The 24,662-nt window shown below is 40.7% G+C and carries 23 protein-coding genes and 1 pseudogene; 9 read left to right on the top strand and 15 right to left on the bottom strand.

Annotated features, from left to right (window positions below; genetic code table 11):
- Positions 1 to 678: pseudogene (locus tag V7K30_RS12230) on the bottom strand (hypothetical protein); the annotation flags it as partial.
- A gap of 479 nt (positions 679 to 1,157) precedes the next feature.
- Between V7K30_RS12230 and V7K30_RS12225 the strand changes: the two are divergent.
- Complete coding sequence (locus V7K30_RS12225; RefSeq protein WP_334999419.1) at positions 1,158 to 2,762, top strand: sensor histidine kinase; 1,605 nt, start codon at positions 1,158 to 1,160, stop codon at positions 2,760 to 2,762.
- A gap of 367 nt (positions 2,763 to 3,129) precedes the next feature.
- Positions 3,130 to 3,849 (top strand): hypothetical protein, encoded by a 720-nt coding sequence (locus V7K30_RS12220; protein ID WP_334999417.1) that lies wholly within the window; start codon positions 3,130 to 3,132, stop codon positions 3,847 to 3,849.
- Between the two features lie 45 nt (positions 3,850 to 3,894).
- On the opposite strand, the gene V7K30_RS12215 is transcribed toward V7K30_RS12220, so the two are convergent.
- Both V7K30_RS12215 and V7K30_RS12210 read right to left on the bottom strand, forming a co-directional pair.
- Positions 3,895 to 5,022, bottom strand: coding sequence for a tetratricopeptide repeat protein (locus tag V7K30_RS12215; protein ID WP_334999415.1), 1,128 nt, complete (start codon positions 5,020 to 5,022; stop codon positions 3,895 to 3,897).
- Between the two features lie 98 nt (positions 5,023 to 5,120).
- Positions 5,121 to 5,750: a sigma-70 family RNA polymerase sigma factor gene (locus V7K30_RS12210; RefSeq protein ID WP_334999413.1), complete on the bottom strand. Its 630-nt coding sequence runs from the start codon at positions 5,748 to 5,750 to the stop codon at positions 5,121 to 5,123.
- A gap of 196 nt (positions 5,751 to 5,946) precedes the next feature.
- On the opposite strand from V7K30_RS12210, the gene V7K30_RS12205 reads away from it, so the two are divergent.
- On the top strand, positions 5,947 to 6,543 hold the full coding sequence (locus tag V7K30_RS12205) for a glyoxalase-like domain protein (protein WP_334999411.1): 597 nt from the start codon (positions 5,947 to 5,949) through the stop codon (positions 6,541 to 6,543).
- A 373-nt stretch (positions 6,544 to 6,916) separates the two neighbouring features.
- A complete protein-coding gene (locus V7K30_RS12200) occupies positions 6,917 to 7,372 on the top strand; it encodes a DUF29 domain-containing protein (RefSeq protein WP_334999423.1) in 456 nt (151 codons plus the stop codon).
- A gap of 28 nt (positions 7,373 to 7,400) precedes the next feature.
- On the opposite strand, the gene V7K30_RS12195 is transcribed toward V7K30_RS12200, so the two are convergent.
- From V7K30_RS12195 to lysS, 6 genes are all read right to left on the bottom strand, one after another.
- Entirely contained in the window at positions 7,401 to 10,031 is a 2,631-nt protein-coding gene (locus tag V7K30_RS12195; RefSeq protein WP_334999409.1) for a CHAT domain-containing protein, read from the bottom strand.
- A 70-nt stretch (positions 10,032 to 10,101) separates the two neighbouring features.
- A complete protein-coding gene (locus V7K30_RS12190; protein ID WP_334999407.1) occupies positions 10,102 to 10,569 on the bottom strand; it encodes a hypothetical protein in 468 nt (155 codons plus the stop codon).
- Positions 10,570 to 10,633: 64 nt separating this feature from the next.
- Positions 10,634 to 11,329 carry a hypothetical protein gene (locus V7K30_RS12185; protein ID WP_334999405.1) on the bottom strand — a complete coding sequence of 232 codons (696 nt, stop codon included), beginning with the start codon at positions 11,327 to 11,329 and terminating at the stop codon, positions 10,634 to 10,636.
- A gap of 135 nt (positions 11,330 to 11,464) precedes the next feature.
- The gene (locus V7K30_RS12180; RefSeq protein ID WP_334999403.1) at positions 11,465 to 12,172 is read right to left on the bottom strand and encodes a helix-turn-helix domain-containing protein; all 708 of its coding nucleotides are present in this window, start codon (positions 12,170 to 12,172) and stop codon (positions 11,465 to 11,467) included.
- Positions 12,169 to 12,576 carry a type II toxin-antitoxin system RelE/ParE family toxin gene (locus V7K30_RS12175; RefSeq protein WP_334999401.1) on the bottom strand — a complete coding sequence of 136 codons (408 nt, stop codon included), beginning with the start codon at positions 12,574 to 12,576 and terminating at the stop codon, positions 12,169 to 12,171. The genes V7K30_RS12180 and V7K30_RS12175 overlap by 4 nt, the downstream gene beginning before the upstream one ends.
- A gap of 156 nt (positions 12,577 to 12,732) precedes the next feature.
- The gene (gene lysS, locus V7K30_RS12170; RefSeq protein WP_334999399.1) at positions 12,733 to 14,418 is read right to left on the bottom strand and encodes a lysine--tRNA ligase; all 1,686 of its coding nucleotides are present in this window, start codon (positions 14,416 to 14,418) and stop codon (positions 12,733 to 12,735) included.
- A 146-nt stretch (positions 14,419 to 14,564) separates the two neighbouring features.
- On the opposite strand from lysS, the gene V7K30_RS12165 reads away from it, so the two are divergent.
- Complete coding sequence (locus V7K30_RS12165) at positions 14,565 to 14,723, top strand: hypothetical protein (RefSeq protein WP_334999397.1); 159 nt, start codon at positions 14,565 to 14,567, stop codon at positions 14,721 to 14,723.
- Between the two features lie 168 nt (positions 14,724 to 14,891).
- On the opposite strand, the gene V7K30_RS12160 is transcribed toward V7K30_RS12165, so the two are convergent.
- Positions 14,892 to 15,317 (bottom strand): hypothetical protein, encoded by a 426-nt coding sequence (locus tag V7K30_RS12160; RefSeq protein WP_334999395.1) that lies wholly within the window; start codon positions 15,315 to 15,317, stop codon positions 14,892 to 14,894.
- Between the two features lie 317 nt (positions 15,318 to 15,634).
- Positions 15,635 to 16,606 carry a M48 family metallopeptidase gene (locus tag V7K30_RS12155; protein WP_334999393.1) on the bottom strand — a complete coding sequence of 324 codons (972 nt, stop codon included), beginning with the start codon at positions 16,604 to 16,606 and terminating at the stop codon, positions 15,635 to 15,637.
- Positions 16,607 to 16,790: 184 nt separating this feature from the next.
- On the opposite strand from V7K30_RS12155, the gene V7K30_RS12150 reads away from it, so the two are divergent.
- The 3 genes from V7K30_RS12150 to V7K30_RS12140 all read left to right on the top strand — a co-directional run bounded on the left by V7K30_RS12150 (position 16,791) and on the right by V7K30_RS12140 (position 21,271).
- Positions 16,791 to 18,341: an ATP-dependent DNA helicase gene (locus tag V7K30_RS12150; protein WP_334999391.1), complete on the top strand. Its 1,551-nt coding sequence runs from the start codon at positions 16,791 to 16,793 to the stop codon at positions 18,339 to 18,341.
- 121 nt (positions 18,342 to 18,462) lie between these two features.
- A complete protein-coding gene (locus V7K30_RS12145) occupies positions 18,463 to 18,678 on the top strand; it encodes a DUF2839 domain-containing protein (protein ID WP_334999389.1) in 216 nt (71 codons plus the stop codon).
- A 499-nt stretch (positions 18,679 to 19,177) separates the two neighbouring features.
- Positions 19,178 to 21,271, top strand: a complete 2,094-nt coding sequence (locus V7K30_RS12140) for a prolyl oligopeptidase family serine peptidase (RefSeq protein WP_334999387.1) — start codon at positions 19,178 to 19,180, stop codon at positions 21,269 to 21,271.
- A 212-nt stretch (positions 21,272 to 21,483) separates the two neighbouring features.
- Here V7K30_RS12140 and V7K30_RS12135 read toward each other — a convergent pair whose 3' ends face one another.
- On the bottom strand, positions 21,484 to 22,023 hold the full coding sequence (locus V7K30_RS12135) for a hypothetical protein (protein WP_334999386.1): 540 nt from the start codon (positions 22,021 to 22,023) through the stop codon (positions 21,484 to 21,486).
- A 98-nt stretch (positions 22,024 to 22,121) separates the two neighbouring features.
- Here V7K30_RS12135 and V7K30_RS12130 point away from each other — a divergent pair.
- A protein-coding gene (locus V7K30_RS12130) for an ISKra4 family transposase (RefSeq protein WP_334999422.1) occupies positions 22,122 to 23,182 on the top strand; the annotation gives its coding sequence in 2 pieces (ribosomal slippage) (positions 22,122 to 22,278 and positions 22,278 to 23,182; 1,062 coding nt in all).
- A 257-nt stretch (positions 23,183 to 23,439) separates the two neighbouring features.
- Here V7K30_RS12130 and V7K30_RS12125 read toward each other — a convergent pair.
- The 3 genes from V7K30_RS12125 to V7K30_RS12115 form a co-directional block, all read right to left on the bottom strand.
- Positions 23,440 to 23,505, bottom strand: a complete 66-nt coding sequence (locus tag V7K30_RS12125) for a hypothetical protein (RefSeq protein ID WP_334999421.1) — start codon at positions 23,503 to 23,505, stop codon at positions 23,440 to 23,442.
- Between the two features lie 23 nt (positions 23,506 to 23,528).
- A complete protein-coding gene (locus V7K30_RS12120) occupies positions 23,529 to 23,678 on the bottom strand; it encodes a YlcI/YnfO family protein (protein ID WP_334999384.1) in 150 nt (49 codons plus the stop codon).
- A gap of 195 nt (positions 23,679 to 23,873) precedes the next feature.
- Positions 23,874 to 24,341 carry a hypothetical protein gene (locus V7K30_RS12115; protein WP_334999382.1) on the bottom strand — a complete coding sequence of 156 codons (468 nt, stop codon included), beginning with the start codon at positions 24,339 to 24,341 and terminating at the stop codon, positions 23,874 to 23,876.
- Between the last annotated feature and the right edge of the window lie 321 nt (positions 24,342 to 24,662).

Raw genomic sequence — 24,662 nt, 5'->3', positions numbered from 1 at the left:
GTGAGAGTTAGGATCTTTTAAAGCTTGTTTTAATAAAGGTTTACTTTGGAGTTTATCTACCTTGTCCGACTTGGGCGAACTATTATCACTAGCAGCTGTATGATTTTGTCCGATGACATTAATTGTGGCTAATTCGGATAACTGTTTGGTTTTTTGTAAGTGAGAGTTAGGATCTTTTAAAGCTTGTTTTAATAAAGGTTTACTTTGGAGTTTATCTACCTTGTCCGACTTGGGCGAACTATTATCACTAGCAGTTGCATGATTTTGTCCGATGACATCAATTGTGGCTAATTCGGATAATTGTTTGGTTTTTTGTAATTGAGAGCTAGGAGCTTTTAAAGTTTGTTTTAATAAAGGTTTATTTTGGATGTTATCTACTTTATTTGAATTGAACGAACTATTATCATTAGCATGGACATGATTTTGTCCAATGACATCAATTGTTGCTAATTCGGATAATTGTTTGGTTTTTTGTAGGTGAGAGTTAGGAGCTTCTAAAGTTTGTTTTAATAAAGCTTTTCTTTGGAGTTTATCTACTTTATCCGACTTGAACAAACTATTATTACTAGCACTTGCATTATTTTCTGCTTTCAAAGTAATATTATTTTTTCCGTCAAATTGAAAGGCGATCGCAGAAAATTGAACTAGGATTATTTTGAACAAAATTGTTGAAGACAAAAAGCAGCTTACAATTATCTTCAGATTTTTTTTGAATCTCATGAGTGAGATATTTACAATTCTTTGATTTGAAAGTTTACAGGTTTCCACAATAGAAATATGCTGTTTGGTAGATGCAACAATGAAAATCACAATGAATTCAAACTACAGAAGACTAACTACTAGTTGTTTTAGCTGTCAAAATCAATTTTAAGGATCAAAAAATAGTCATTATTTTATTTTTAAAACTCGTTTTTCTGGGTTTGCTTGGACGTATTCAATAGTCATTTCAGTTAATTCGATATAGCCAAATAAAACCGATTTTTTTATCCTGACTGTAAAGAAGAAAATAAAATTAAGCAGATTTACTGCAACAAGAGTGTAATTCTTGAGCAAAAATTAAACCTCAGCAAAATCACCAGAGCTAGAAAAGCGAGTTACTTTTTAGGTGTAAAAACACCTAATGTGAGGATATTCAGTCAAAAAAGTGGGTGAAAAATATGTTTCAGGCTACTCGCCGCCGTCTTGCAATTTGGTATACTGCCGTAACTGCCGTATTACTACTACTGTTTGCCAGTGGCGTTTATTTATACGTCCGCAATACACTGATTGAGCGGATTGATGATACCCTTAACCATGTAGTAGAAATAGTGGAGCGTTGTCTCACAACCAGCCCCTGTGCGTCTACGCTCATATTTGAGCCAATTAATGCTGATGCAGATAAATTTCGTATTAATGTAGAAGCCAGTCTTGGTAATAATACCGATACCGTAGAAGATGACCACATCGACCTAGAATGGTTTAGTCCGACTGGTGAATTACTTTGGTCAACGCTATCTGAACCCCTAAATATTCCTATTCATGCCAACCGCACTGGTGAAACTGTGCGCGTAGTCAAGGGAAAGAGTGAAAATTTAAAATCACCGTTGGCGCAGCCTCTCGTAGAGAAGCGTCTCCGACAGGAAAAGTTCAGTTCGGCCACCAAACTTCTGAGCGGAGAAAGCCTCCTCTCAGAGTCAAGAAAAGTCGCCGCCAAGGGCGAACTGAACTTCTCCCAAGGGAAGACGCCAAAGGCGAACGGTGATTCAGCACTGTTATTACGGCAAATCACACAACGGGTGGAAGTGGGACGGCAGGTATTAGGATATCTACGTGTTAGCCATCCCTGGTTTGAAGTCACTAAACCCAGTCGCCAGTTAATTTTTGATTTGGCGCTAGGCATTGGGTTAATGGTGCTTTCTGTGGGAGCAAGTGGCTGGTTTCTTTCGGGTAAAGCGATGGAACCTGTAGGTGAGTCTTATCAACGCCTCAAACAATTTACTGCTGATGCTTCCCACGAACTTAGAAGTCCTATTACTTTGATTCAAACAAATGTGCAAGTTGCTCTTGCTGACTTGGATTTAGCAGAGGTAGAAGTGACTACTTCTTTGCAGTATCGGCAACAGTTAAAGGTGGTGGAACGGTTAACGCAGCGTTTGGGTAAGTTAGTCAATGACTTACTGTTCCTAGCACGGCAGGATAGTGGTATTAGCAAAGATATGTTTTCACCTTGTCCGCTGGACGCTTTGCTGATGGAGGTGGTTGAAGAACAACAATTGTTAGTCCCTGAAAAAGAAATCGCCCTTTCTTTAGACTTAGTTGATCCTCCCGCCTCCGAAACTAGCCCCGAATTACTGGAAAATTGGTTTACCCTTGTGGGCAATTGGGATCAACTGGTGCGGCTATTCACAAATTTAATTGCTAATGCTTTGCATTACAGTCCAGCAGGTGGACGGGTGAAAGTGGAATTGGCGCGGATAGAGGGAATAAATCGCGTTTCTGGACTACGTTACACCAGTGCCCAGTTGCAAGTTAAAGTGAGTGATACCGGAGTTGGAATTCCAGCGTCAGCACTACCACACTTGTTTGACCGTTTTTATCGGGTAGATCCGGCACGGACTCATACAATTGGGAATACAGCTACAGCCAGCGCTACTGGTTCAGGATTAGGATTAGCGATCGCTCAAGCTATTGTCGAACATCATCAGGGTCATATTCAAGTTGAAAGTATCCAAGGCATTGGCACTACGTTTACTGTCACTTTACCAATAACTCTTGAGTCTTAATTCGGCAATAAATATTTCTTTCCTGTGATAGATGTAAGATTCCAGTCTACTAAAGTGAACTTTAACTATTAGCCAGAAAATTTATTTTTTAGCCGGATGTTATTAAACAAGACAATTTGACTGTTACAAAAATGTGGTTAATGACAATGATTAAAGTCTCTGGTCTTATCTAAAGATTGACGCTTTCAGTCTTGAGAATGAAATATATTTATTTTTTTAGATTATTTACGCATCCTTAGCTAGATACGAAAAATCGAGTGCTTTGTTATATATTAGATGTATTCAACCACTGACCAGCCCAAATTAAATTTACTGCTTGAGAAATCATTAAATAAAGAAAAATTGAAGTTTTTTTTAGGAGTCAATAATGAATATGAAGTCTCAAAAATTTCGCAAGTCCGCTGAGTTCTTTGGCGCTATTTGTGGGGGATTACTGATTAGTCTGCCAGCAATTCCTCAAGCAGTAGCACAAGAATCTACTCCCAAAATTAACCCTTGTCCGAGGATTTTCTACGAAGAACCACATAATAATCAGGTTGTGGTACCGCAGGGATGTCCTCCCAATGCGCTAACACAAAGACTAGCTGCTCAAGGGCTTCTTCCCGTCCCCGCTACCTCATCACAAGACCAAACAAAATTGGGTGTCGGCGGTGAAGCTCCACAACCAAATGTCATACCACTACGCCCAGTCCCTGGCGATCAAACTCAACAGCCCTCACCAGGGAAGGTTTCCACTGACCAACCAGCACTACTACAACCACGGCAAACCCCCAGTGCTACGATCGCACTAACAAATGGTACAGTTAATATCAAGTTGGTAAATGACACTGCGGCTAATGTAACTTTCCAAGTGATTGGCGATACGGCACCGCGATCGCTGCAAGGTAAGTCAGATGTAACACTGCAAGGTTTAAAGGTACCAGTAACGGTGACATTTGAACGAGAAGATCACGGACAGTTGATAGTGACTCCACAACCTTCTTCAGAGCCAGGAAGTTTGGAAGTTACATTTAAGGAAGCCACGAATGCAGCACAAGGTAGAAGTGCTATGAGAATTGAACGAAACGGTTCAGTCTTCTTGAATTAATCAAATAGTGCGAAAATTATAGTAGGGGCAATTCATGAATTGCCCCTACTTTCGCCGCAGCATTTTAGTGACCTTATTCAGCAATTGCACTTCTTGTTTGCTGTCTTCCAATGTGCGTGCTAGGATAATCGCCCTTTCGTAAAAATTGCGGGCAGTTAGGTAATTACCTTGCTGCTCGTATAATTGAGCATAGGACTCAAAAGATTTTAATTCTTCTTGCAAATTTTGCGATTCTTTTGCGAGTGTTAAACGTTGCTCTAGTAAATCAAAGGCCCGTTCGTAGCGTCCTATAGCACCGTGAGCAGTAACTAAACCGTCAATTGCCCGGAATTCATTAGTGCGATCGCGGTTAGTTTTAGCTGTCTGCATTGCTGCCCCATAAGTGGCAATGGTATCCTGATAATTTCCAGATGCTAGGTAGGCATCACCTAAATTATTGAGGGTATTTGCTTCACCGATGGCATCGCCAGTCTGACGGCGGAAAATTAAAGCATTTTCATACAATTTAATCGCCTTGTTATAATCTCCCAACCTGGCTGCTACCAAACCCAAATTACTCAAAGATAGTCCTTCCCCTTCAATATTTTTGACATTGTGAGCAATTGCGAGTGCATCTTCAACAGTTTTACCAGCAGCAGCAGATTCTCCTTGTTGCAGCAGAAATGTACCGATATTATTCAGCACAAAAATCTGAGCTTGCAAGTCTTTAGTATCACGAGCGATCGCTAATCCTCGTCGTAAAGAATCTTCCACCTCTTTTAAACTACCTAGCTGCACATAAGCCTTAGCAAGCAAATTGTAAGTTAGACCTTGTGCTTTCAGGTCGCCAATTGAGTGATATAATTCCAGTGCCCGCAAGCAAGACGCAATTGTTTTATCGGCATATCCTGAGGCGTATTGTTGTTCACCGATACTCAGCAAACTGTCTGCTTCATCTCTTGATTGTTCCCCAACGGAACTATTTAAAGGGCGGTGGAGTTGTTGCGTAATATCAACCGCACCCGCCGCTATCGGACTCAGCAAAAAAGTAAACAGTAAAAAGCAGTGCAAAAGTATCTGATTCGGAGAAATCGCACGCCAGTTGCTACAACTCTCTTGACCAGAGCAACGCACTGGCTTACCTACCCAAACTAAGCCTACCTTTTGCCTTGGAAATAAAAGCCGTTGTTTCATAAAAATTACCCGTAAAGTTGCGGGTTTAAGTAGAAGGTCTAAGAAGAAGTTTTAAGTTTTTAAATTGAAGACAAACAATATACGCATTTATACGCAAGTTATGATTGAGCAAAATCTTCCCCAAAGTATATGGCGCGGATATCTATGGGTAATTTGTCCTCTAGCATACGATAGCCTTCTTGGAGAAAATTGGCTACTTCGCTAGGAGCGATCGCTTGTCCTTCGGCTTGCAGATAGGCAGCGATTCTAGTTTCGCTCCAGTGGAAAGTTTGAGCCATTAAGACGATTAATCGTAAAACAGCTGGAAGTTGGTCTAATGCCTGTTGCACATAGCACCATAGCGGCGGCGAAGTCGCTTGAAGAGAATAATGAATTGCTTCTGTGGGTGGTAGCTTAATCTCGTTAATACAGAAAGCTGTCATATTAATTAACCAATTTTGCATGGTTAAGGCTTCCTCGCCTGATTCAGAGTCAGTTAAATTTAGTCCACCGAGTTCGTAGTAGATATGTCGCCAAGTGAGGGCAAACAGATAATCTGCCTGCACAGGCGATCGCGCCGAATGCCGAATTAAGGTATACACTATGGGACTATAGCGGCAAAAAATCACTGTAAAGTACTTTCCGGCATCTGGATGGCGCTGAAACAGAGTCAGTAGTTCATGGTCACTGTAATGGAACAGCGACTTCACCAGGGGGTGATTAGCTTCCGGAAAATGAGGAATTTGCATAAGCCTTTCAATTGATAGTTGTTAAAATAGTTTTGGGAATTGCACTCCCGTAGTTAATCGCATAATATCTTGGTGTTGCCCAGTTTGTAGCCCACACTCAGACTACTTGAGTATTGATAAACTAGAAACAAAGACTTAATTTTAGTCTTAATCGACAATCATAAAATTGACTCCCTTATAGAATCCTTATTTGTTCATGGTTATAGCAGTTAGTGTGATGTCGTTCCTGCTCAGTCCCCTTACCTTCGGCTCCTTTTTGCCTTCCCTGCCCTTAGATAGCCTGTTCTCCACCCAAGGCATTATGGTAATGCTGCTAGCAGCTTACGCTGGTGCCATGTGGATGTTCCTCACCAGTGCCCCAAAAGTACACACTGTAATGGTGTCAGATTTGGAGATTGCCCGACAGTTGTATGAAGGGCTGCTAGATTTGCCAGCTGCTGAGGTGCCATTGCACTACTACTACAACTACGAACAAACTATAGGCGCAACTGGCATTGATCCACTATATATGTCTACTGGGCCGAGCTTGTCTAGCAAAATGATGAATAATGCCAACGATGGGCTGTGGTATCAATTGAAGAAAAATACCCAGCTACACATCATTACTGGTGCGAGTTTAGGTAGCAAAAATCAGCAACGCCACGTTTGTTTCGACCACGACTGCCTGGAAATGATTTTAATGCGAGTCGAAATGCGCGGTTTGAAATTCAAGATTCGTAACCAGAAGCCTCTGAATTTTTTGGTCAAAGACTATGAAGGGCGAGTTATTGAACTGGCTGAAGTAGCGAATTAGTCGTTAGATTTTAGATTATTTTAGGTTGGGTGGTGCGATGCCTACGGCGGTAAGCATCGCACCACCCAATATTTTTTATATAGCAGGTGAGATATTCTGACTTTTCCCGTTAAGTTGTAGGTTGGGTTGAACGTTCGCGAACAGCGTCCCGTAGGGAAGTCAAACCCAACAAACCACGAAAAATTTTGGGTTTCGTTCCTCAAACGCCACTTGCTTCAAGTCGGGAAACCCGCCCAACACAGTGGCTCCCCAACCTACGCTGGTTTTGGTTTTTGGCTTTAACCCAAGCGTATTTTGCTATGAGCGATTCATCGCTCACTACGAACAGTCATTATGTGGTTTTGCTAAATAAAAGCTTATGGCCGTTGAAAAGATGTACACATCTCATCTGTATGAAACAGATTTCTATGGTTGGACTCAAGAGCAGGTTAGTTTGCTCAAAACTCAACAGTGGAATCAATTAGATACAGTCAACTTGATTGAAGAAATTGAAACTTTGGGCAGAAGAGAACGACAAGAATTGAGAAATCGTTTGGGAGTATTACTAGGACACTTACTAAAATGGCAATTTCAACCTGAAAAACGTAGTAATAGCTGGTTGGGTACAATTCGAGAGCAACGTGTTCAAATTAAGCTGCTTCTGCAAGATAGCTCTAGTTTGAAACCCTATCTAGATGAAGTTTTCCTGACTGTTTATGAACTAGGTTTAGCTTTGGCGATTCGAGAAACTGAGTTAGGTGAGCAAGTTTTTCCAGAAATCTGCCCTTACACTTTAGGCGAAACTCTAAATCCTGAATTTTTAGCAAATCCAAATCAGGTTGATGAGTAGGGCGAGTAATTACCCCAATATTCTTTTATCACCGTAAACCGTGGCAAATAAAAGCAGCCCAGTAACGAGGATGTGAAAAGGGAAATTCATTTTCCCTGATTGTTGTTTGGTCATATATTTCAAGTTCATCTTTTCTGAGTTCGCGTAGCTTAATTTGAGCATTGTGTAACGCTTCGGGACGGCTGTTACCTTCTTGTCGGTGCTGGTAGTAGAAGATGGAAAATAGTGCTGTCGCTAAATCATCTACTATCCAAAGGGTACTGATGACACTTCTAGCACCAGCACACAAAAAACCTGTGGCAAGAGTCAGAATATCATCAGTCAGGGAAGGAGTACCCAAATTAGTTTCGCAGCAAGAAAGAAATACTTCTACAAGCTGAGGCAAACGCCAACCGGGTGTCATCAATTCTCCCAAAGTAATATCACCATCCGCTAATTTTAAATAAGATTCTAAAGGATTATCGAGGCAAGATATCGCATGGTGACAGGAATGAAGTACATTAACTTTTTTTGCTAATTGCCGATAGTTATTACAAGTGGCTTGACTGCTACCAATTAATCTGTTTTCTGGTGGAATGTTGTACATTTGGGCGAGTTTTTCGCCTTCAAATCTAGCACGGGGAAGGTTATCTTCGGCATCTTCCACAGTTCCATATTGTAGAGATATTTCATTAAATGTCCCTACATTGTCGCGTTGTTGACAAAATTCTAAAATTTGGCAGCTTGGGGTATAACAAATCAGAAATTTATCTCCTAAATATTCCTGATATTCTCCTGTAGGCAAAGCAGCGAAGGGAATCTGATGCAGTAACAGGTGAGGTACTAAAATTAATTCTTCTATTCCTTGAAGATATTGGGAAATGAGTTCAGGTATTTGCAGCCGTTCAGCTAGTTCGCGGAGAATACTGTTGATTTGAGTTTCCCATTTTTTGGGATCATTCATATAAGGCAATAACCAATTCTGATCAATCCAGCCTTGTAAAGTTTCTAGTCCTTGTCCTATGCAAGTGTGGAGAGTAATTTGGTTTTGCTGCACGACAAAAATATGGGTGTCGTTGTTGGTAGTGTAGAAACTGAGGATAGCTGTATTGGGCTGGTCAATTAGCTTTTGAATTTCTGACAAGCTGAGGGGGTTTACTTGAATTTCTCCAGCTAATACGGGATCTTCGCGTCTGAGATTTTCCCAAACTTCTTGTTTTTGGGCTTCTAAAAATATAATTTTTTGATTGCATTCTTTCCAAATAGCGCGTGTTTCACTACGGTTATTTTCAGATTTATGGCTTTGGCGTTCTTGATTAATTTGCTGTTGCAGTTTTTCATACTGCTGCAATAATTCTTGGACTTTTGGGGGGATTTCTTCACCTTGATAGAGGTCGTTACTTGCCATTAAGTCTACCAGGCGTTTAGAACGCGATCGCTCTGAATATTCAAAAGCTTTTTCTATTTGTCCAGCGTTAATGCAAGCTTGCACCATGTTTTGATAAACGCCGATGGATTCTTCAAGAATTTTTTGACGACGTGATTCAGATTTTACCCAACTACGGCTAGTCTCTACTGCCTTAATAGCAATACTATAGCCTTTAATAGCTTCGTCCCAGTATCCAGATTTAAAAGCTGTATTACCAAGATTGCGAGAAGCCCTAAGTGATTCATTAGGGTAAGCTGTGTGTGTATGAATTTCTAAGGCTAACCAATAATAATTTATTGCAGAAGTCGCTAATCCTTGATCACGGTAAGCATTACCTAAGTTATTCTGAAGTATGGCATATGTAAATGGATAATTCTCACGAGTATAAAATTTTAAAGAATTATGATAAGCTTGAACTGCCAAATTAAAATTTTCTTGCCGATCTCCCTGAAGCCTTTTATCATATGCAATACCCATATTAAGTTGAGTATTTGCCCATTCTTCAGGAAGTAATTCTTGATTTAATACACCTAATACCTCATTGTAAATCTCTATAGCTAATTCAAAATTATTTGAGCGATTAGGATGTGGAATATCACAGCAAATACATGCGAGATGATTTTTAATAATAACCCATTTTTCAGTAAAACTATCTTGGGTAAAAATTTCTAACACTGCATTACAGATTGATACTAATTTATCTAAATTTACATAATTATCATCTTTTTTTATATTTTTGATTTTTGCAGAGTAAAGAGTAATCAAATTCGTTTGAGTTTCTGCCCACTCTATAGGATATTCTTCACGAGAATAAATTTTTAAAGCATCCTGATAAGCTGCAATTGCCTTTTCTCGATTATCTGTAGGATCGCCATAAATACGATTACCATAAGCATTTCCCAAATTAAGTTTAGATATTGCCCACTCTCTAGGATATTCTTCGCGAGTAAAAATGATTTCAATAACCTCAAAGCATACAATTGCAATATCTAAGTTGTCAGCTATGTTTCCCTGTGGAAACTGTCCAATTAATGTACCAAAATTACCAATAGTTTCTGCTACTGTTTGTACTTTATATAGACTTTCTCCAGCAAAGTAATTTTTAGACCAATGACGCAACAAGTCAGCAAAATTCAAATCTAGTTTGTCTAAATTATCTTGCAATAAAGGATAAAGTACCTTCTTATCACTAGAACTTTGTGAGGTTTTTAGCAATATTTGCAATAAGAAATCTATAACTTCCTCTCTCATCTTTAATTTGCCGATAGTTCATTAATTTAAGGCGTCTTGCTATTTAGCAAAAAAATAATACTTCTAACAATCATTCCAAAATATATGTTAAATTCTCTAGCAATTCATCAGCTAGAATCAACAACTCAATTTCATCAATTTCATCACTAGTTCCGCGATTACTTTCTCCAACCGCCACACTACCCACTAATACATTTTTAACAGCATAAATTCGGTCTTCTTGTTCAGATAAACTCAAACCTCTTTCCAACTCAATAGCAATTTCTTTTAGCGATTTCTCTTTTAGCAGCTTTCTTACCTTCACAGCCACCAAGTCATCACTTTGCAGAAAATTAGTCACTAATTCTATAAAACTTTGCTGCCCATCTTCGTCTTCACCCCATGTTTCTAGCCAATCTCCATCAACATTATCACAATATAAATGAGCGGCTTCAAGCCCATACTTCATAATGTCATCTTGTAATTTTTGAGCAGCTTCTACAACTTGTAAAAAGTTGTCTAATCTCTGCTGACGGTCAGATTGTTTTTCCTGAACCATAAGGACTCACTTTGTTAAGTAATAACGAGGCTATACAAATCCCGTAAATGAAAGTAACCGACAACTATAAATTAAATTTTAAATAACTACCTATACTGAGATTATCGCTGTTATATAATAATATGTTGACTATCTGATTCACAAAATCAGTTGCACGAGGATTGTAACTTAAAAATAATCCTCTATCTATTGTCCAAAAAATTAGGGAATTTTCCCAATCATTAAACTTTTCTTGAGAAAATTCCTCTGAGACGCTCGTGAGTTGAATACATAGTGGCCTATCTTGCCTACTGCTAACAATTATATCAGTTGCCATAGACAGGTCTGCAATATAGCGTTGTACAATTGTCCCGCCACAGTTTTTAATATTATTAGCAATAGAGTCAATTAATTTGGCATCCTCCTGATTGAACTCCCCCGCCATCAGTTTTCGTCTCCAAATATAAAATTTAGGGTCGTTTTCACTCAACCATTTAGGAAACAAGTAGCCATACCAATATTGTAAAGTTGGATTCAGCACTGTTAAAGCTGATTGCTGCTCCTCTTCAGATGGTAATGATTTAAGTCTTAGCCAAACTTCAGCATCTTGGAGCATTTGTTGCAAAAACAGGATGACAAATCTTTCAGCAGTCAGCGAACCCGGTTTGACATCTTTCACCCAGCGATTTATCTCTTCTAACCTTTTCGCTAAACCAGGATCTATGACAGATGCTTGCTCTATGAGTAATATTAATTGTTTTTTAATTTCTTTGGCTTGCAAATAATGATAAACCTCAAAACTGGAGTTGATCGCTGGAATTTTTAAGATTATTTTATCAGTCTAAGCGATCGGTGCAAAACTCCCCATCTTGAAATTTTAGATGTAGCACCAAGGTAGACTTTAGTCTGTGTCATCCTAAATATCTGCCAATTTTTCTAGCAATTCTTCAGCTAAATCCAACAACTCAACTTCATCATTCTCATCACTGGTTCCGCGATTACTTTCTCCAAATCCTACATTACCAACCAACACATTTTTAACAGCAAAAATTCGGTCTTCTTCTTCCGATAACCTCAGACATTTTTCCAACTCTACAGCAACTTCTTGGATTGTCCTTTCACCCAAACGGTCTCTCACTTTGACCGCTACTGAATCGTCACTTTCCAGCAGTTTTACCAAAGCTATTCTCAGTCCATCATCCTCGCTGAAAAACTTCTCAATCGCTACACGCACATATTCCCGCACGCTCATGTTTGCCGCCAATGCCTTTTGTGCAACCACATCTGGTACATCTACCAGCAATACACCTTCGTTATCACTGGCTTGATATAATTCATCCCCTTGTTTGACGGCTACCAGCAAATCTGCACCCAACGCGTGTAAATAGTGCAACACTGATTCCAACTCATGTTCTTTTAAGGCTGACTCCAGTTTGGACACCGCCGCTTGCTGCACTCCTAGTTTTTCCGCTAGCTGCGCCTGAGTCAATCCTGCTTTATTACGTATTTCCCGCATAGTATCGGTGAGATAAAGACGCAAATACTCTAACTTCCCCGCCAGAATCACTTCTGGTTCGTCGCTGACTTTCTGCTGCAACCAAGCTTGAAAATTAGGCTTTTTCATGACTTTTCCCTCTGCTGCAATTCACGCAATCTCACTCTTGCAGGTTCTTTGTCTCTATCTTTGATAGCGTTGTCGTATTTCTTCATAAAGGCGTGCAATACCACAAACCTTTGAGGAGTAGCAGCCGTTAAGATAAACCGTGGATTATGTTCGCTCTTAGTCATCCGTAACTCATACAAATCATCTTCCAGTTTCTCAAAGATGCCACTGGTAAGTGATGCGAGTCCTTTGTCGCACAGGTAGCCAAGATTAACTTGCAAACGCCTAGTTTCGGAAGCACTCAGTAATGGTTTTGGTGAATTTTCTGGTTGCTCCTCTTCAGGAATCATCCTGATGAAAAAAGCCAGCAAATCTTTGGGGATTCCCCCATTGACATCTAGATAAAGTTCCCAAGTCCAGGTCACTTCCTTCCTCACAGTATAGTATTCCTTATAAGGAATGTCAATCGCATTATTCCTTTAAAGGAATATCATATAGAATAAGTGAGTGCAACTTAGGCAATAAAAATGGTGCGTTATGGCTTTGCCTAACGCACCCTACTGTTTATATGCTTAAGTAGGTCAACTCAATTGTTCAAACTTAAATTTCCCTTTAATCAACTTGTTAAAGTATTGACCTTTAGACGGTGCATTGTCTAAGTCTTCCTTGACACTAGGAGGTACTTTGAAATACTCGTAAACACTTCCACTATCAAATTCAATAGTCAGTGTTTGAGTTTTTGGATCGTAGCTAAATTGCTTAATAACGCTGCCTTCTGGCTTGAGTAGAGGGAAAGCGATCGCATCCCGAATACTGGCACAATCTGTTAATAACATTACCAACCGATCAATCCCAATTCCTAAACCACCTGTAGGCGGCATACCATATTCAAGGGCTGTCAAAAAGTCTTCATCTACACCTTGGGCTTCCAAGTCGCCAGCAGCTTTTCTTTCAGCTTGGGCTTCTAGCCGTTCTCTTTGCTCAATGGGGTCTGTTAATTCTGAGAAGCTGTTCCCAGTTTCTCGCCCGACGATAAATAACTCAAATCTTTCCACCAAACCAGGTTGAGAACGGTGAGGTTTTGCTAGAGGCGAAATTTCTACAGGGTAATCAATTACAAAGGTAGGTTGAATTAAATTAGCTTCTACCTTTTCTTCAAAAGCTAAATTTAGTAACTTACCAATTGATTGGGCTTCATCTACACCAGGAATACTAGCATTTTTACTTGCTGTTTTTGCTTCTTCCAAAGTTTGGAAAGAATTGAAATCCAAGCCAGTAAATTCTTTAACTAAATCGTGCATTGTCACCCGCCGCCAAGGTGGTGTTAAATCTATAGGTTCCCCTTGATAGGTGATTTGCAATGTGCCGAGTACCTCTTGGGCGACAGTGGTAATAATCCCTTCTGCCAGCGCCATCATATCGTTGTAGTCGGCGTAGGCTTGGTAAAGTTCAATCGTCGTAAATTCGGGATTGTGTCGAGTCGAAATTCCCTCATTGCGGAAAACCCGCCCCAATTCAAACACCTTTTCAAAACCACCTACAATCAACCGCTTGAGATGAAGTTCTGTGGCAATTCGTAGATACAACTCCATTTCTAAAGTGTTGTGGTAGGTGATAAATGGACGCGCATCTGCACCCCCAGTTTCACTTTGCAAAACTGGCGTTTCAATTTCCAGAAAATCCCGTTCTTCCAAATAACGACGAATCCCAGCAGTAATTTGGGCGCGACGGCGGAAAGTTTGCCGCACTTCCGGGTTAACAATCAAGTCAACGTAGCGCTGACGGTAGCGCTTGGCAACATCCGTTAATCCATGCCACTTGTCAGGTAGGGGCAACAGGGATTTAGTGAGGATAGTATATTGTTTAACGTAGACAGATAACTCGCCCTTTTCAGTCCGTTTAATAGTACCTTTGACTCCCAGAATGTCGCCTGCATCTGTGAGTTGTTTTAAATGATTGAAGGCATCAGCATCAATATCTGCCATGCTTTCTTGGATGCGATTTTTATCCAAATAAAGCTGAATTGTGCCAGTTTCATCTTGCAAGGTGAAGAAAGCCAGTTTCCCAAAAACGCGACGCGCCATAATGCGTCCGGCGATCGCAACTTCTAAATCAACTTCTTCACCACTGGCTAAATCGGCAAATATTTCTTGCAACTGCGCTGCATGATGGGTAGATTCCCAACGATAGGCGTAGGGATTAGTCCCTAGCTGCTTGAGTTGTTCTACTTTCTCCAGCCTGGCGGCTCGGATATCTTCTTCCGACATGGTAACGAACTAAATAGGGCAAGATTAATTATAGATGCTGCAAAAGTTGAGAGGAAGAGATATTTGGGCTTTGCAGATGATCATATCGCCTAAAAGTGATGTACATAGGCGTAGCCCAACCCAGGTATCGCTAAAGGAAATACATAATGACACAAACTAGAGTCCGCCTGTGGACTGTAAACGAATATCACCGGATGTTGGAAACGGGTATTATTACAGAGGATGAACGGGTAGAACTCACCTCACCCCGTATTTGCTCACGCAAACACTCCCCTCTCCTTGCTAAGGAGAGGGGCTGGGGGTGAGGTTTTTAAATGTACTTCATGCGAATCAGAACCGCACTATTTACGATGAGATACCTACAAGAAAAAGTGCGATCAAGCGATCGCATTTTATCAAAAAGGCTGTCAGAGAAAATATTATTGATATCTTCTCTGACAAAGGCTCAAAATTTTACTCTACAAGTAAAACCTTTATTTCTGTACTATTTTTAGCGAATGTCTAGATGAAACAGCTTTCATTTTCAAGTTAGTAAATTGCACGATCGCCTTTACCAACTCTTGCTGTTCTGGTTGCAAATTCAGTTTTTGTAGGGCTTGATTGATATTATTACCAGCCCGGAGATTGTGAGTAAGTTGAGCACGTTGCGATGTGTTTAAGACTGCCTCAATTTCCCTGTTTCTTCTCTGACGCACAGCCTGGAGTTGTTGGCTTTGGAGGGGAGTCAGGTTAATCTCCGACGAGGTGGAGTAGCTTGCAGTTTTGGTCGTTTGGGCGAAAATGACACCAGAAGTAGTATGGAGTTGAACGGGTGCAGCTAAGGCAATTCCCGGCATGAAAAGGACAAGAGCTAGAATACCAGCGAACACAAAAAGCCGTTTTGTCAAGTGAATTGCCATATTGAGAAATGCCTACATCTAAATTTAATGCTCAGATATATAGGACTCCTATTTGATTTTTGAACAACTCAGCTGCTTAGAAGCTTGAGATACAAAGCTTTCTTTCTCAGTATACTGAGCAATATTCAAGTAGGATTCCTATAGTTAAGCAATTTTTAAGTCTTTATTTTGAATTTATCCTAACCCCAAGAGTGAAATAACGTGGTATAATTCACATCTTGCACCAATCTTAAGTAGGGTGGGCACTATTTACTAATGCCGAAAACCTCAATTCTGATACTTGTGCCAGTACCCGCCCTACGGTTATTGCCCCTTAATTACGAATTAGAATCAGGTCTTCTCATTCTGTCGATTTCTCGTTGTAATTCTTCAATTTGACGGCGCAAAGTTTCTGTTTGATTTGCGGAAGATTCTGATGCAACATTTACTGATCCGGAAGCGGGCGATCGCTGATAATTTCCTCGGCGAATTTGCTGATATTCTTCGGATACTGCCCACGTCCGTAAGTAATGCAAGCGTTCAACTGGGAAAGGATGGGTCAACATCGTACCCTGAGCGCCATTGTACATTAAGAATTTATACACCTGATTCAGTCCATCTTCATCCAGTGCCTGATAATTTTCTGACTGCTTGATAAACTCTTGTAAACTACATTCATTGGCATATTTGTTACTACCGCCAGAGAGTTTCATCATCGTTGACATCACGGGATTCAAATCATCCATCACCAGTAGCGCGGCACGATCTGACGATAACTCGGCTTTGCGCCGCCACTCAAAAAAGGCGTAAATCAAGCCTTGTGTTACAAGATTACCAATGCCGAAGGTCAATTCTCCCAAGGCAGAAGCAGCACTCATCGCCCACATCGCCATTTGAATTAAAATAGTATGACCACATTTAATATGCCCCAGTTCATGGGCTAGCACCGCCCGAATCTCGGCCTCGTCTAGTAAGTCTAGTATCCCTGTATTTATGACTATGTAAGGATTATCTTGCCCCAGCGCATAGCTATTTGCTTGGGGATTTTGCGAGACAAACAGTGTAGGTTCTGGGTAAATGTCCAAATCTCGGACACATTCCCGAAACATCTGGTAAATAGTGGAATATTGACGCGGCCCAACTTGAATGGTGTTACCCATTAGATAGACTAATTGAGGGCGTTCGTAGATAAATTCCACAAATTTACGAGCGATTAAATCAAATCCCGGTAAATTTCGTAAAGCTTGCTCGGCTTGGCGATCTAGTGGATGCCTGAAGGCTTCGCTGGAAATTCCTGTGTAAGTTGGCATAATTTAGGGTAATTGGTGATTTGTCAAGAGCGGAGCAAGGAAAGCTCCGCCTCCAGTCGAGAGTCAAGAGTCAAAATTAATTACTCTGGACTTTGAACTTTTGACCCTGGACTTGCAAAGCAGACAACATAATAGAAATGGGGCAATTGGAAGTAAAAGTCACTTTGTATGGAATTAAAAGCGTGTGATTGAGGCAGAAGTTCATTTGTCACTACATAACTTTTTGCGATCGCAAGCGGGGTTCCCTTCCTGGCCCCATCATTTGACGATGGCAAGGTTGGTAGCACGCGCCTTGCGCCTGGGACGTAGCGCCCTAATTCAAGTCGGGGCGGTTTGTGGCTATCAAGGGCGGTATCGTACCAGTTTCGTAGCATCAGCCCTAATGTGGCATGGCCCTGTAATTATTGTTGCTCAAGAAGCGGTGCAGCAACTTCTGCTGCGGGTAGAAATTCCGCGTTTACAGCAGTGGCTACCAGCCAACAAACCGATTAGAACAGGTGACGCTTGGCCTGGTGCCGAATTCCAAGGGCTATTGTTAACCTCCCCAGAAGCTTGGTTAAAAGGACAATTTGCTGGTGGCGATCGCTTTCCCCCAGGCATCCCCACAATTATTGATGGGGTAGATGATCTAGAAGATTGGGTGCGTCATCAACTTACCCAAGATATTCAACCCGATGATTGGGAACAACTCATGCTAGCTTGCCCAAACCAAGCTGAGGCAATTAGCGAAGCACGGGTACAACTGACACACGAACTTTTTCAGCATCCTCCCAATCCCTATGAGTGCTATCTAATTTCCCAGCCAGAAATAGAAATTTTAAGGCGTCTATATTCTGCTTTAGAGTCAGTACAAGCACTGCCAGAACCTTGGAAACAATTCTGGCAACAATTTCAAACCCTTGATGAAAATCTTTCCCCCCATCCTCTCTTCTGGGCGACTATTGCCCATCGACAAGGTTCATTTTCTTTGCACTACGCCCCAATGGAATTAGGCGAAATCCTCTCGCCTATTTGGCAGCGACAACCAGTAGTTTTAATTGGCAGCGCTATCGAACCGGAAACTGAGGCTCCTCTTTTCCGACAGCGCCTGGGTTTGGACGATTTAACTTGCCTGAAGTTCTCTTCGGAGAGTCAAGCAGAAGCAATTCAACTGTATGTACCCTATAAGTTGCCCCTACCGAACACGCCAGAATTTCAAGCGGCATTTATTCACAAAGTCCGCACACTGGTTTGTCTAAGTGCTACAGCACCAGGATTAACGGTTGTCTTGGTGGGAGATGTACCACTCAAGTCTCAAGTTGCGACAATTCTGGCCTCAGAGTTTGGTTCGCGGGTGCAAGTAGAAAAAACTTGTTTGGATGAAAATGGGATTTTGATTAGCGGTTGGGAATTTTGGCGAGAACATCAACGAGTCTTGCCGGCACCTCATCTGTTAATTATTGCTACTTTACCTTTACCATCTTTGGAAAATCCCCTAGTAGCTGGTAGGGTAGCTCGTTATAAGCGATCGCATCAAGATTGGTTTCGTTTATATTTGTTGCCAGCAGCTTTGAATGAATTACAAAGAGCGATCGCTCCAGTCCGAGAAAGTCAAGGCATTGTTGCTTTACTTGATAGTCGTGTGGTTAACCGCAGCTACGGCGCTCAAATTCTCGCAGCTTTAAGTCCTCTGGCACGCATTAACTATCTCGATCCCAGTTTGTTTTCTAACAATGGTGAAGAAAATTCAGCTTAAGGTCATTTGTCAATGCCCCATGCCCCATGCCCCATGCCCAATTTACATTTTATTACCTTTCTATAGCCATCATTTCTGGCAAGATAAATTTAGAACCTAAGTAAAATTTGAGTTGCTGATTATGGGTGAAGCAAAGCGTCGTAAAACCACACAAGGGGAAACATACGGTCAAGAGACTCGAATCTTGCCTTGGCTTCCCATCACAAAAACTCAATCCGAACAATTTGTCGCTTGGACTACTCGTGGTGCCTGGATAGGCATTATCCTGATGGTTGTCGGATGGGCAACTATCCGTTTTATCGGCCCAGCCTTCGGTTGGTGGCAAGTAGTCTACTAAATCCTGCTGTTAATCTTCTCACTTGGAGAGACCTTGAATCTTACTCCCCTTCCCTCGTAGGGAAGGGGCTGGGGGTTAGGTATCTATTGGACTAACCCTGTTTTGTGACTTTAGACAGACGAAAAGTACAAACTGTTTAATATAGCCCCAAATTGGTTAATGTCGAGAAAAACTGATGGCAGTATACGTAATAGTTAGAGTTTTACTTCCCAGCTTTAACAGCACCCGTACCTCTTTTCCTCTTTAGGTTGGAAAGACGATGTTTTTTCTTAGCAGACGGTAGACTAGATAAGTATTTCGGCTTTCCGATGTAAATTAAATGAGCGATCGCTTCTTTATACTTGCTTGCTCATTAAAACTAAGAAAGCTGCTTGCTGCTTAGTAGTAACCCAGCAGGTACTCTATCCAATGGGAATTTTCCCGCAGGTTTGGTCAGTGTACGCTCCACGTCTTGGGTCTATCTTTGTAGTATGTAAAGAAGCACTTTTGACGTGAGATTATGCCCTCCTCTAAAAAACCCCTCACCTATCCATCCAGCCACAAAAGCAATCAAGTCGATAACTACCACGGTACTTCAGTCGCAGATCCTTACCGTTGGTTAGAAGATCCTGACTCTGAAGAAACAAGGACTTGGATTGAGGCACAAAATCAAGTTACTTTTGGCTACTTGAGTGAAATTCCTACCAGGGAAAAAATTAAACAGCGCCTCACCAAACTTTGGGATTATGAAAAATATGGTATCCCTTTTAAACAAGGCGAATCTCTGCCAGACGGTTCCAGCGATCGCTACTTTTATTTCAAAAATGACGGGCTACAAAATCAAAGTGTCTTCTACACTCTGAAAACCCTCGACGACCAACCCAAAGTTTTACTCGACCCCAATAAACTTTCAGAAGATGGCACTGTTGCTCTTTCAGGATTGTCTATTAGCGAAGACGGTAAACTTTTAGCATACGGTCTATCCGCCTCTGGTTCTGATTGGCAAGAGTGGAAAGTCCGCGATGTTGAAACTGGCGAAGACCTCCAAGATTACCTGAAGTGGATTAAATTCTCTGGCGCATCATGGACACACGATCATCAAGGTTTCTTCTACAGTCGCTACGATGAACCGAATGAAAAAACTCAATTAGAAGATGTTAACTATTATCAAAAGCTCTACTATCATCAACTAGGTAAACCCCAATCAGAAGATATACTAATTTATCATCGTCCTGACCAAAAGGAATGGGGTTTTAGTGGCGATGTTACTGAAGATGGAGTCTATCTAATAATTTCAATTTGGCTGGGAACTGACTCCAAGAATTTAGTTTTCTTCAAAGATTTGACTAACCCTAATGCTGAGGTCGTAGAACTGATTAACCAGTTTGAGGCCGATTACAGCTTTATCGAAAATGATGATAGCGTCTTTTATTTCCGCACAGATTTAAATGCACCACGCGGACGAGTAATTGCGATTGATACCAAAAACCCTGCTAAGGAAAATTGGCGAGAACTTATTCCCCAATCTGCGGAAACTTTGGAAAGTTTAGGCATACTCAATAACCAATTTGTTGCTGATTACCTCAAAGATGCTCACAGCCAAATTAAAATTTTTGACCTCAAAGGTGCGTTTGTACGCGAGGTAGAACTACCTGGACTCGGTTCAGCCGGAGGCTTTGGAGGTAAGCGTAATGATACCGAAACTTTTTATAGTTACACCAGTTTTACCACGCCAGGAACTATCTATCGTTACGATATGATAACTGGGAAAAGTACTATTTTTCGCCAGCCACAAGTAGATTTCAATCCTGCTGATTACGAGACTAAACAAGTCTTTTATCATAGCAAAGATGGTACTAAAGTACCCATGTTTATTACCCACAAAAAGGGCATTAAATTAGATGGGAATAACCCCACTTATCTTTATGCCTATGGCGGTTTTAATGCCTCAATGACACCTGGTTTCTCTGTGAGTCTTTTGGTATGGATGGAGATGGGTGGTATCTATGCTATGCCGAATATACGCGGCGGTGGAGAATACGGCGAAGAATGGCATCAAGCAGGAATGAAGGATAAAAAGCAAAATGTCTTTGATGACTTTATTAGCGCAGCTGAGTGGTTGATTGCTAATAAATATACTAAGACAGATAAGCTAGCGATCGCAGGTGGTAGTAACGGCGGTTTATTAGTGGGTACTTGCATAACTCAACGTCCCGATTTGTTTGGTGCAGCCTTACCAGCAGTCGGCGTGATGGATATGTTGCGGTTCCACAAATTTACCATCGGTTGGGCTTGGACTTCCGAATATGGTTCAGCAGATAATCCAGAAGAGTTTCCAGCGCTATATGCTTATTCGCCACTACACAATATCAAACCAGATACAGCTTACCCAGCAACCTTAATTACCACAGCCGATCATGACGATCGCGTTGTCCCTGCTCATAGTTTCAAATTTGCCGCAGCTTTGCAAGAGGCTCACGCAGGTGATGCGCCAACGCTAATTAGAATTGAGACTAAAGCCGGACATGGTGCTGGTAAACCCACGGCTAAAATTATTGAGGAAGCCGCAGATAAATGGGCTTTTTTGGTGCGTACTTTGAATGTTGAAGTTTAGGAGTTGATTTATTTGTAGTAACGTGACAAGCCTAAATTGCTGCAAAAAAATTTGTAGGTTGGGTTGAGGAACGAAACCCAACACTCCGATCAATGTTGGGTTTCGCGTTGCTCAACCCAACCTACATCTAATGCACTATTTTAGCCTTGCCAAGCCAGTAGGGTGCGTTAACGCAGTGTATGTAACGCACCACATTATTTCCATAAGCTCAATTATTTCAGTGCATCTGAATTTAGAACAATTGAGGGAGCATTAGCACTGATCAAGTTACCACCTTTGAATGAAAAGTTGCCAATTACATTTTCTTGCTCTGGCGCATATTTCTCCCAAGGCTTTTGTGCAACAACCCAAACTACCCGAACTAGACGTGTCCACATCTCATCTGTCTTCTCAGCAGTGGAACTAACTGTTTCCACCACATGAGTTACGCGATGACCATAATTGTAATGGTTTTGGCACAGTAGAATGCGATCGCCCTGATCTGCTTTTTTTGCATCCTTTTTTTTTTGTTCCAATTTCTTATTAATTTCCTCCTCGCTTAATCCTTTCTTCTTGTCTTCGTTCATTGCCCAATGTAAATAGAAGAGAGCATCTATTTCACGATATTCTTTGTAAGACCATTCTGTTCTTTTACTAGCAGTATGATTAACAAGCTTGAGGTATTTAATATTGAGGTGATTCCCATTTGTTTCTAAAGAAGGTTCTTTTATTTCTGTCGGGAGTTGGATTGTCGGAGATAAACTTTTAGTCATAAAAGAATGGGAGCATGTCAACTTTGCTAGAACAGATGAACTATTGAAGAGTGGCAGAATCAATGAAAATAGAGGAAGAAATCAATTCTTACTCAACAATGAAACCAGCCAATCAGAGAAAACTCCAGAAACATCTTCAAGCCGGAGCAAAAATTCTGTATCAAGAAGCAGAGACTGAAGAATTAGAGAGTCTAGCCGGGATTGAAAAAACAATTAGAGCGCAAACTCTAGAATACATTACACCAGAATTAGGGGTTTTTTTCTCAAAGAAGCAACAGGAACTTCATCCGGACGAGTAAGAACAATCAAAAGTATTCTCGGAGAATTACCAGTCAGTGAGAAACAAGCACGAAAGTTAAAACTAGACAAAAATCAAAAAATAAGTCCTTATTTAGAGCAATGTTGCTTGAGAGCAAGTGCAAATGTCTCCTATGAAAATGCAGCAAAAGATATTTATAAATATACCGGTATGTCGATTTCTGCTAATACACAACAAAGAATCGTTCAGCGGTATGAGTTTCCCGAAATAGAATGTGAACAAGAGCTAGAAGAAATTAGCGTAGACGGCGGTAAGGTGAGGCTTAGGACTGAAATAAAAAGAGAGCCATGCATCTGGAAAGACTATAAAGCCATCTGTATCAACCAACAAATAAAAGTAGCTAGATTGGGTGAAAATGAAGCTTTAGTCGATTGGGTAAATCAACAACAGTTGGCCAATCCATTAACTTGCTTAGGTGATGGACATCCAGGGATTTGGAAAATAATTCGACAATTTAATTGTCCAGGAGAAAGACGGGAGATTTTAGATTGGTTTCATCTGATCGAAAATCTACATAAAGTTGGTGGTTCTCTCAAACGGCTCAAAGCTGCGGAAACTCTTCTCTGGCAAGGAAAAGTTCATGAAACTCTCGCTCTGATTTCTCCACTGAAAGCTAAAAAAGCTCAAAATTTTTGCCAGTATTTGGAAACCCATCGGCATCGAATTGTGAATTATGATTATTATCAAACCGAAGGTATTTGTTCTATTGGTTCTGGTGCCATCGAGTCTACTATCAAACAGATAGATCGGCGATTAAAAATCTCTGGAGCACAATGGGATGAATCTAACGTCTCTCAAGTTCTCAAGCATCGCTGTGCTTATCTTAATAACCAGCTTTAGAACCTGTTTAGTTCGTTTGTTCTAACAAAGTTGACATGCTCCCCTCAAGCTGTGGAAGTATGGTTATGTAATGAACAAGGTCAAATGAAATTCTATAATGAGCAAGGTGAATTAGGTCAATCTTTGTTAGTTCCTAACTTTCCTAAGCAAATTAAATGGTAATTAATTTCACACGTAACCGTTCAGGGAGCTAAAAAGGCGTAGTTTACCGCCATAGGCATCGCTTAAATTACCTATTTTTAAAATACATCTTAAAATTATCTATAAACTCTACTTCGATGCTGAATCAAGATAATCGTTACTTGATTTAAGTCATCATCTATTTCATAAATGACGCGATATTGACCTACGCGATAACGATAATAACCTGATAACTCACCTCACGTTCCAAAGCCTCAACTACTAAATCATTCAGGGATTCGTTACCCTCCTTAATTTTCTTAGCTTTGACAAGTAAATCAGCCGGAAACCGAATTGTTAGGGCTTCGCGTTCCATAGCGATAATTGCAACCAAATATTGATACCATTTATTCTAACCGCTCTATATTCAGAGCATATTATCACTCAGATGCCAAATTAAAAGGGAATTAAGGTTAAGCGGTAAGGGTGAAGGTAAACAATTATTTACCTTTACCCTTACCGCTTTGCTTCATCTGAGCAAGAGTTTAATATCTTTATCCTTTATGCGTGGTTAAAACGCAACAGCTTGGGCTGTACCAGTCAAAGGGATTGTTGTATAAGTTTGTCTTTGTCCCTGGTTGAATCTAGGGATCACAGAAAAGAGGTTTGTTGTTGTGATTCCCTTAGTTTCAACTATGGCTGAGTTGCTGTTTCCAAGGTTTACACGGGGTAAGAGCAAGGTAAACGTGGTGCTGCCAGTATCTACTGTTTTACGGATAGTTACAGTTACTAGTGTACCAATTTCTGTTTCTACACTACGGATCTGCTCATTACCTGTAAAGTTTAATGTCTGTTGCTTATCTTTATAGGTAAACAGGGGCTTGCCAATAAAGCTTGTAGTTGAGTAAGTAATGCTGACATTCTTCCCTTGAAACTGGTACAAGTTCGGTACTGCTTCTGAGGCATTAGCTGATAATACAGGTATTGCTGTTAACAGCATACCTAATGTGAATGATCCAATAAAATTTCTTGTTTGCATGTCTCAAAAAGTTATTGCTAGTTTGACAGAGATACCTGCCTTAATGGGATAACAATAGGAATCAAACTAATTGTAGAGGTAGATACTCCGAAAAGCTTGTCAACTGGAACACATTGCAACCATTGTTAATATACTTGCAATAATTCGTGATAGTGCCTAAAGTCACATCTGTATTGAAATAATGCTAAGTCAAAAAAATATTAGTCCCTAGTCCTTAGTACTCAACGGCAAAAATAAAGCTACCATTGAAAATGGTGAAAAAGCTGAAAATGTAAGTCTTTTGACTTTTTCAAACCGGCACTAGAGTTTTGTTTTATAATC

This window comes from Nostoc sp. (assembly GCF_036917655.1).
In the GTDB taxonomy this organism is placed as follows: domain Bacteria; phylum Cyanobacteriota; class Cyanobacteriia; order Cyanobacteriales; family Nostocaceae; genus Nostoc.
Note: the sequence above shows the minus strand (reverse complement) of the source record. Positions and strands in the feature narration are given on the sequence as shown.

Excerpts from the sequence above, each read along its gene's own strand:
- V7K30_RS12225 (WP_334999419.1), top strand. The coding sequence starts at position 1,158 with ATGTTTCAGGCTACTCGCCGCCGTCTTGCAATTTGGTATACTGCCGTA.
- V7K30_RS12220 (WP_334999417.1), top strand. The coding sequence starts at position 3,130 with ATGAATATGAAGTCTCAAAAATTTCGCAAGTCCGCTGAGTTCTTTGGC.
- V7K30_RS12215 (WP_334999415.1), bottom strand. The coding sequence starts at position 5,022 with ATGAAACAACGGCTTTTATTTCCAAGGCAAAAGGTAGGCTTAGTTTGG.
- V7K30_RS12210 (WP_334999413.1), bottom strand. The coding sequence starts at position 5,750 with ATGCAAATTCCTCATTTTCCGGAAGCTAATCACCCCCTGGTGAAGTCG.
- V7K30_RS12205 (WP_334999411.1), top strand. The coding sequence starts at position 5,947 with ATGGTTATAGCAGTTAGTGTGATGTCGTTCCTGCTCAGTCCCCTTACC.
- V7K30_RS12200 (WP_334999423.1), top strand. The coding sequence starts at position 6,917 with ATGTACACATCTCATCTGTATGAAACAGATTTCTATGGTTGGACTCAA.
- V7K30_RS12195 (WP_334999409.1), bottom strand. The coding sequence starts at position 10,031 with ATGAGAGAGGAAGTTATAGATTTCTTATTGCAAATATTGCTAAAAACC.
- V7K30_RS12190 (WP_334999407.1), bottom strand. The coding sequence starts at position 10,569 with ATGGTTCAGGAAAAACAATCTGACCGTCAGCAGAGATTAGACAACTTT.
- V7K30_RS12180 (WP_334999403.1), bottom strand. The coding sequence starts at position 12,172 with ATGAAAAAGCCTAATTTTCAAGCTTGGTTGCAGCAGAAAGTCAGCGAC.
- lysS (WP_334999399.1), bottom strand. The coding sequence starts at position 14,418 with ATGTCGGAAGAAGATATCCGAGCCGCCAGGCTGGAGAAAGTAGAACAA.
- V7K30_RS12165 (WP_334999397.1), top strand. The coding sequence starts at position 14,565 with ATGACACAAACTAGAGTCCGCCTGTGGACTGTAAACGAATATCACCGG.
- V7K30_RS12160 (WP_334999395.1), bottom strand. The coding sequence starts at position 15,317 with ATGGCAATTCACTTGACAAAACGGCTTTTTGTGTTCGCTGGTATTCTA.
- V7K30_RS12155 (WP_334999393.1), bottom strand. The coding sequence starts at position 16,606 with ATGCCAACTTACACAGGAATTTCCAGCGAAGCCTTCAGGCATCCACTA.
- V7K30_RS12145 (WP_334999389.1), top strand. The coding sequence starts at position 18,463 with ATGGGTGAAGCAAAGCGTCGTAAAACCACACAAGGGGAAACATACGGT.
- V7K30_RS12140 (WP_334999387.1), top strand. The coding sequence starts at position 19,178 with ATGCCCTCCTCTAAAAAACCCCTCACCTATCCATCCAGCCACAAAAGC.
- V7K30_RS12135 (WP_334999386.1), bottom strand. The coding sequence starts at position 22,023 with ATGACTAAAAGTTTATCTCCGACAATCCAACTCCCGACAGAAATAAAA.
- V7K30_RS12120 (WP_334999384.1), bottom strand. The coding sequence starts at position 23,678 with ATGGAACGCGAAGCCCTAACAATTCGGTTTCCGGCTGATTTACTTGTC.
- V7K30_RS12115 (WP_334999382.1), bottom strand. The coding sequence starts at position 24,341 with ATGCAAACAAGAAATTTTATTGGATCATTCACATTAGGTATGCTGTTA.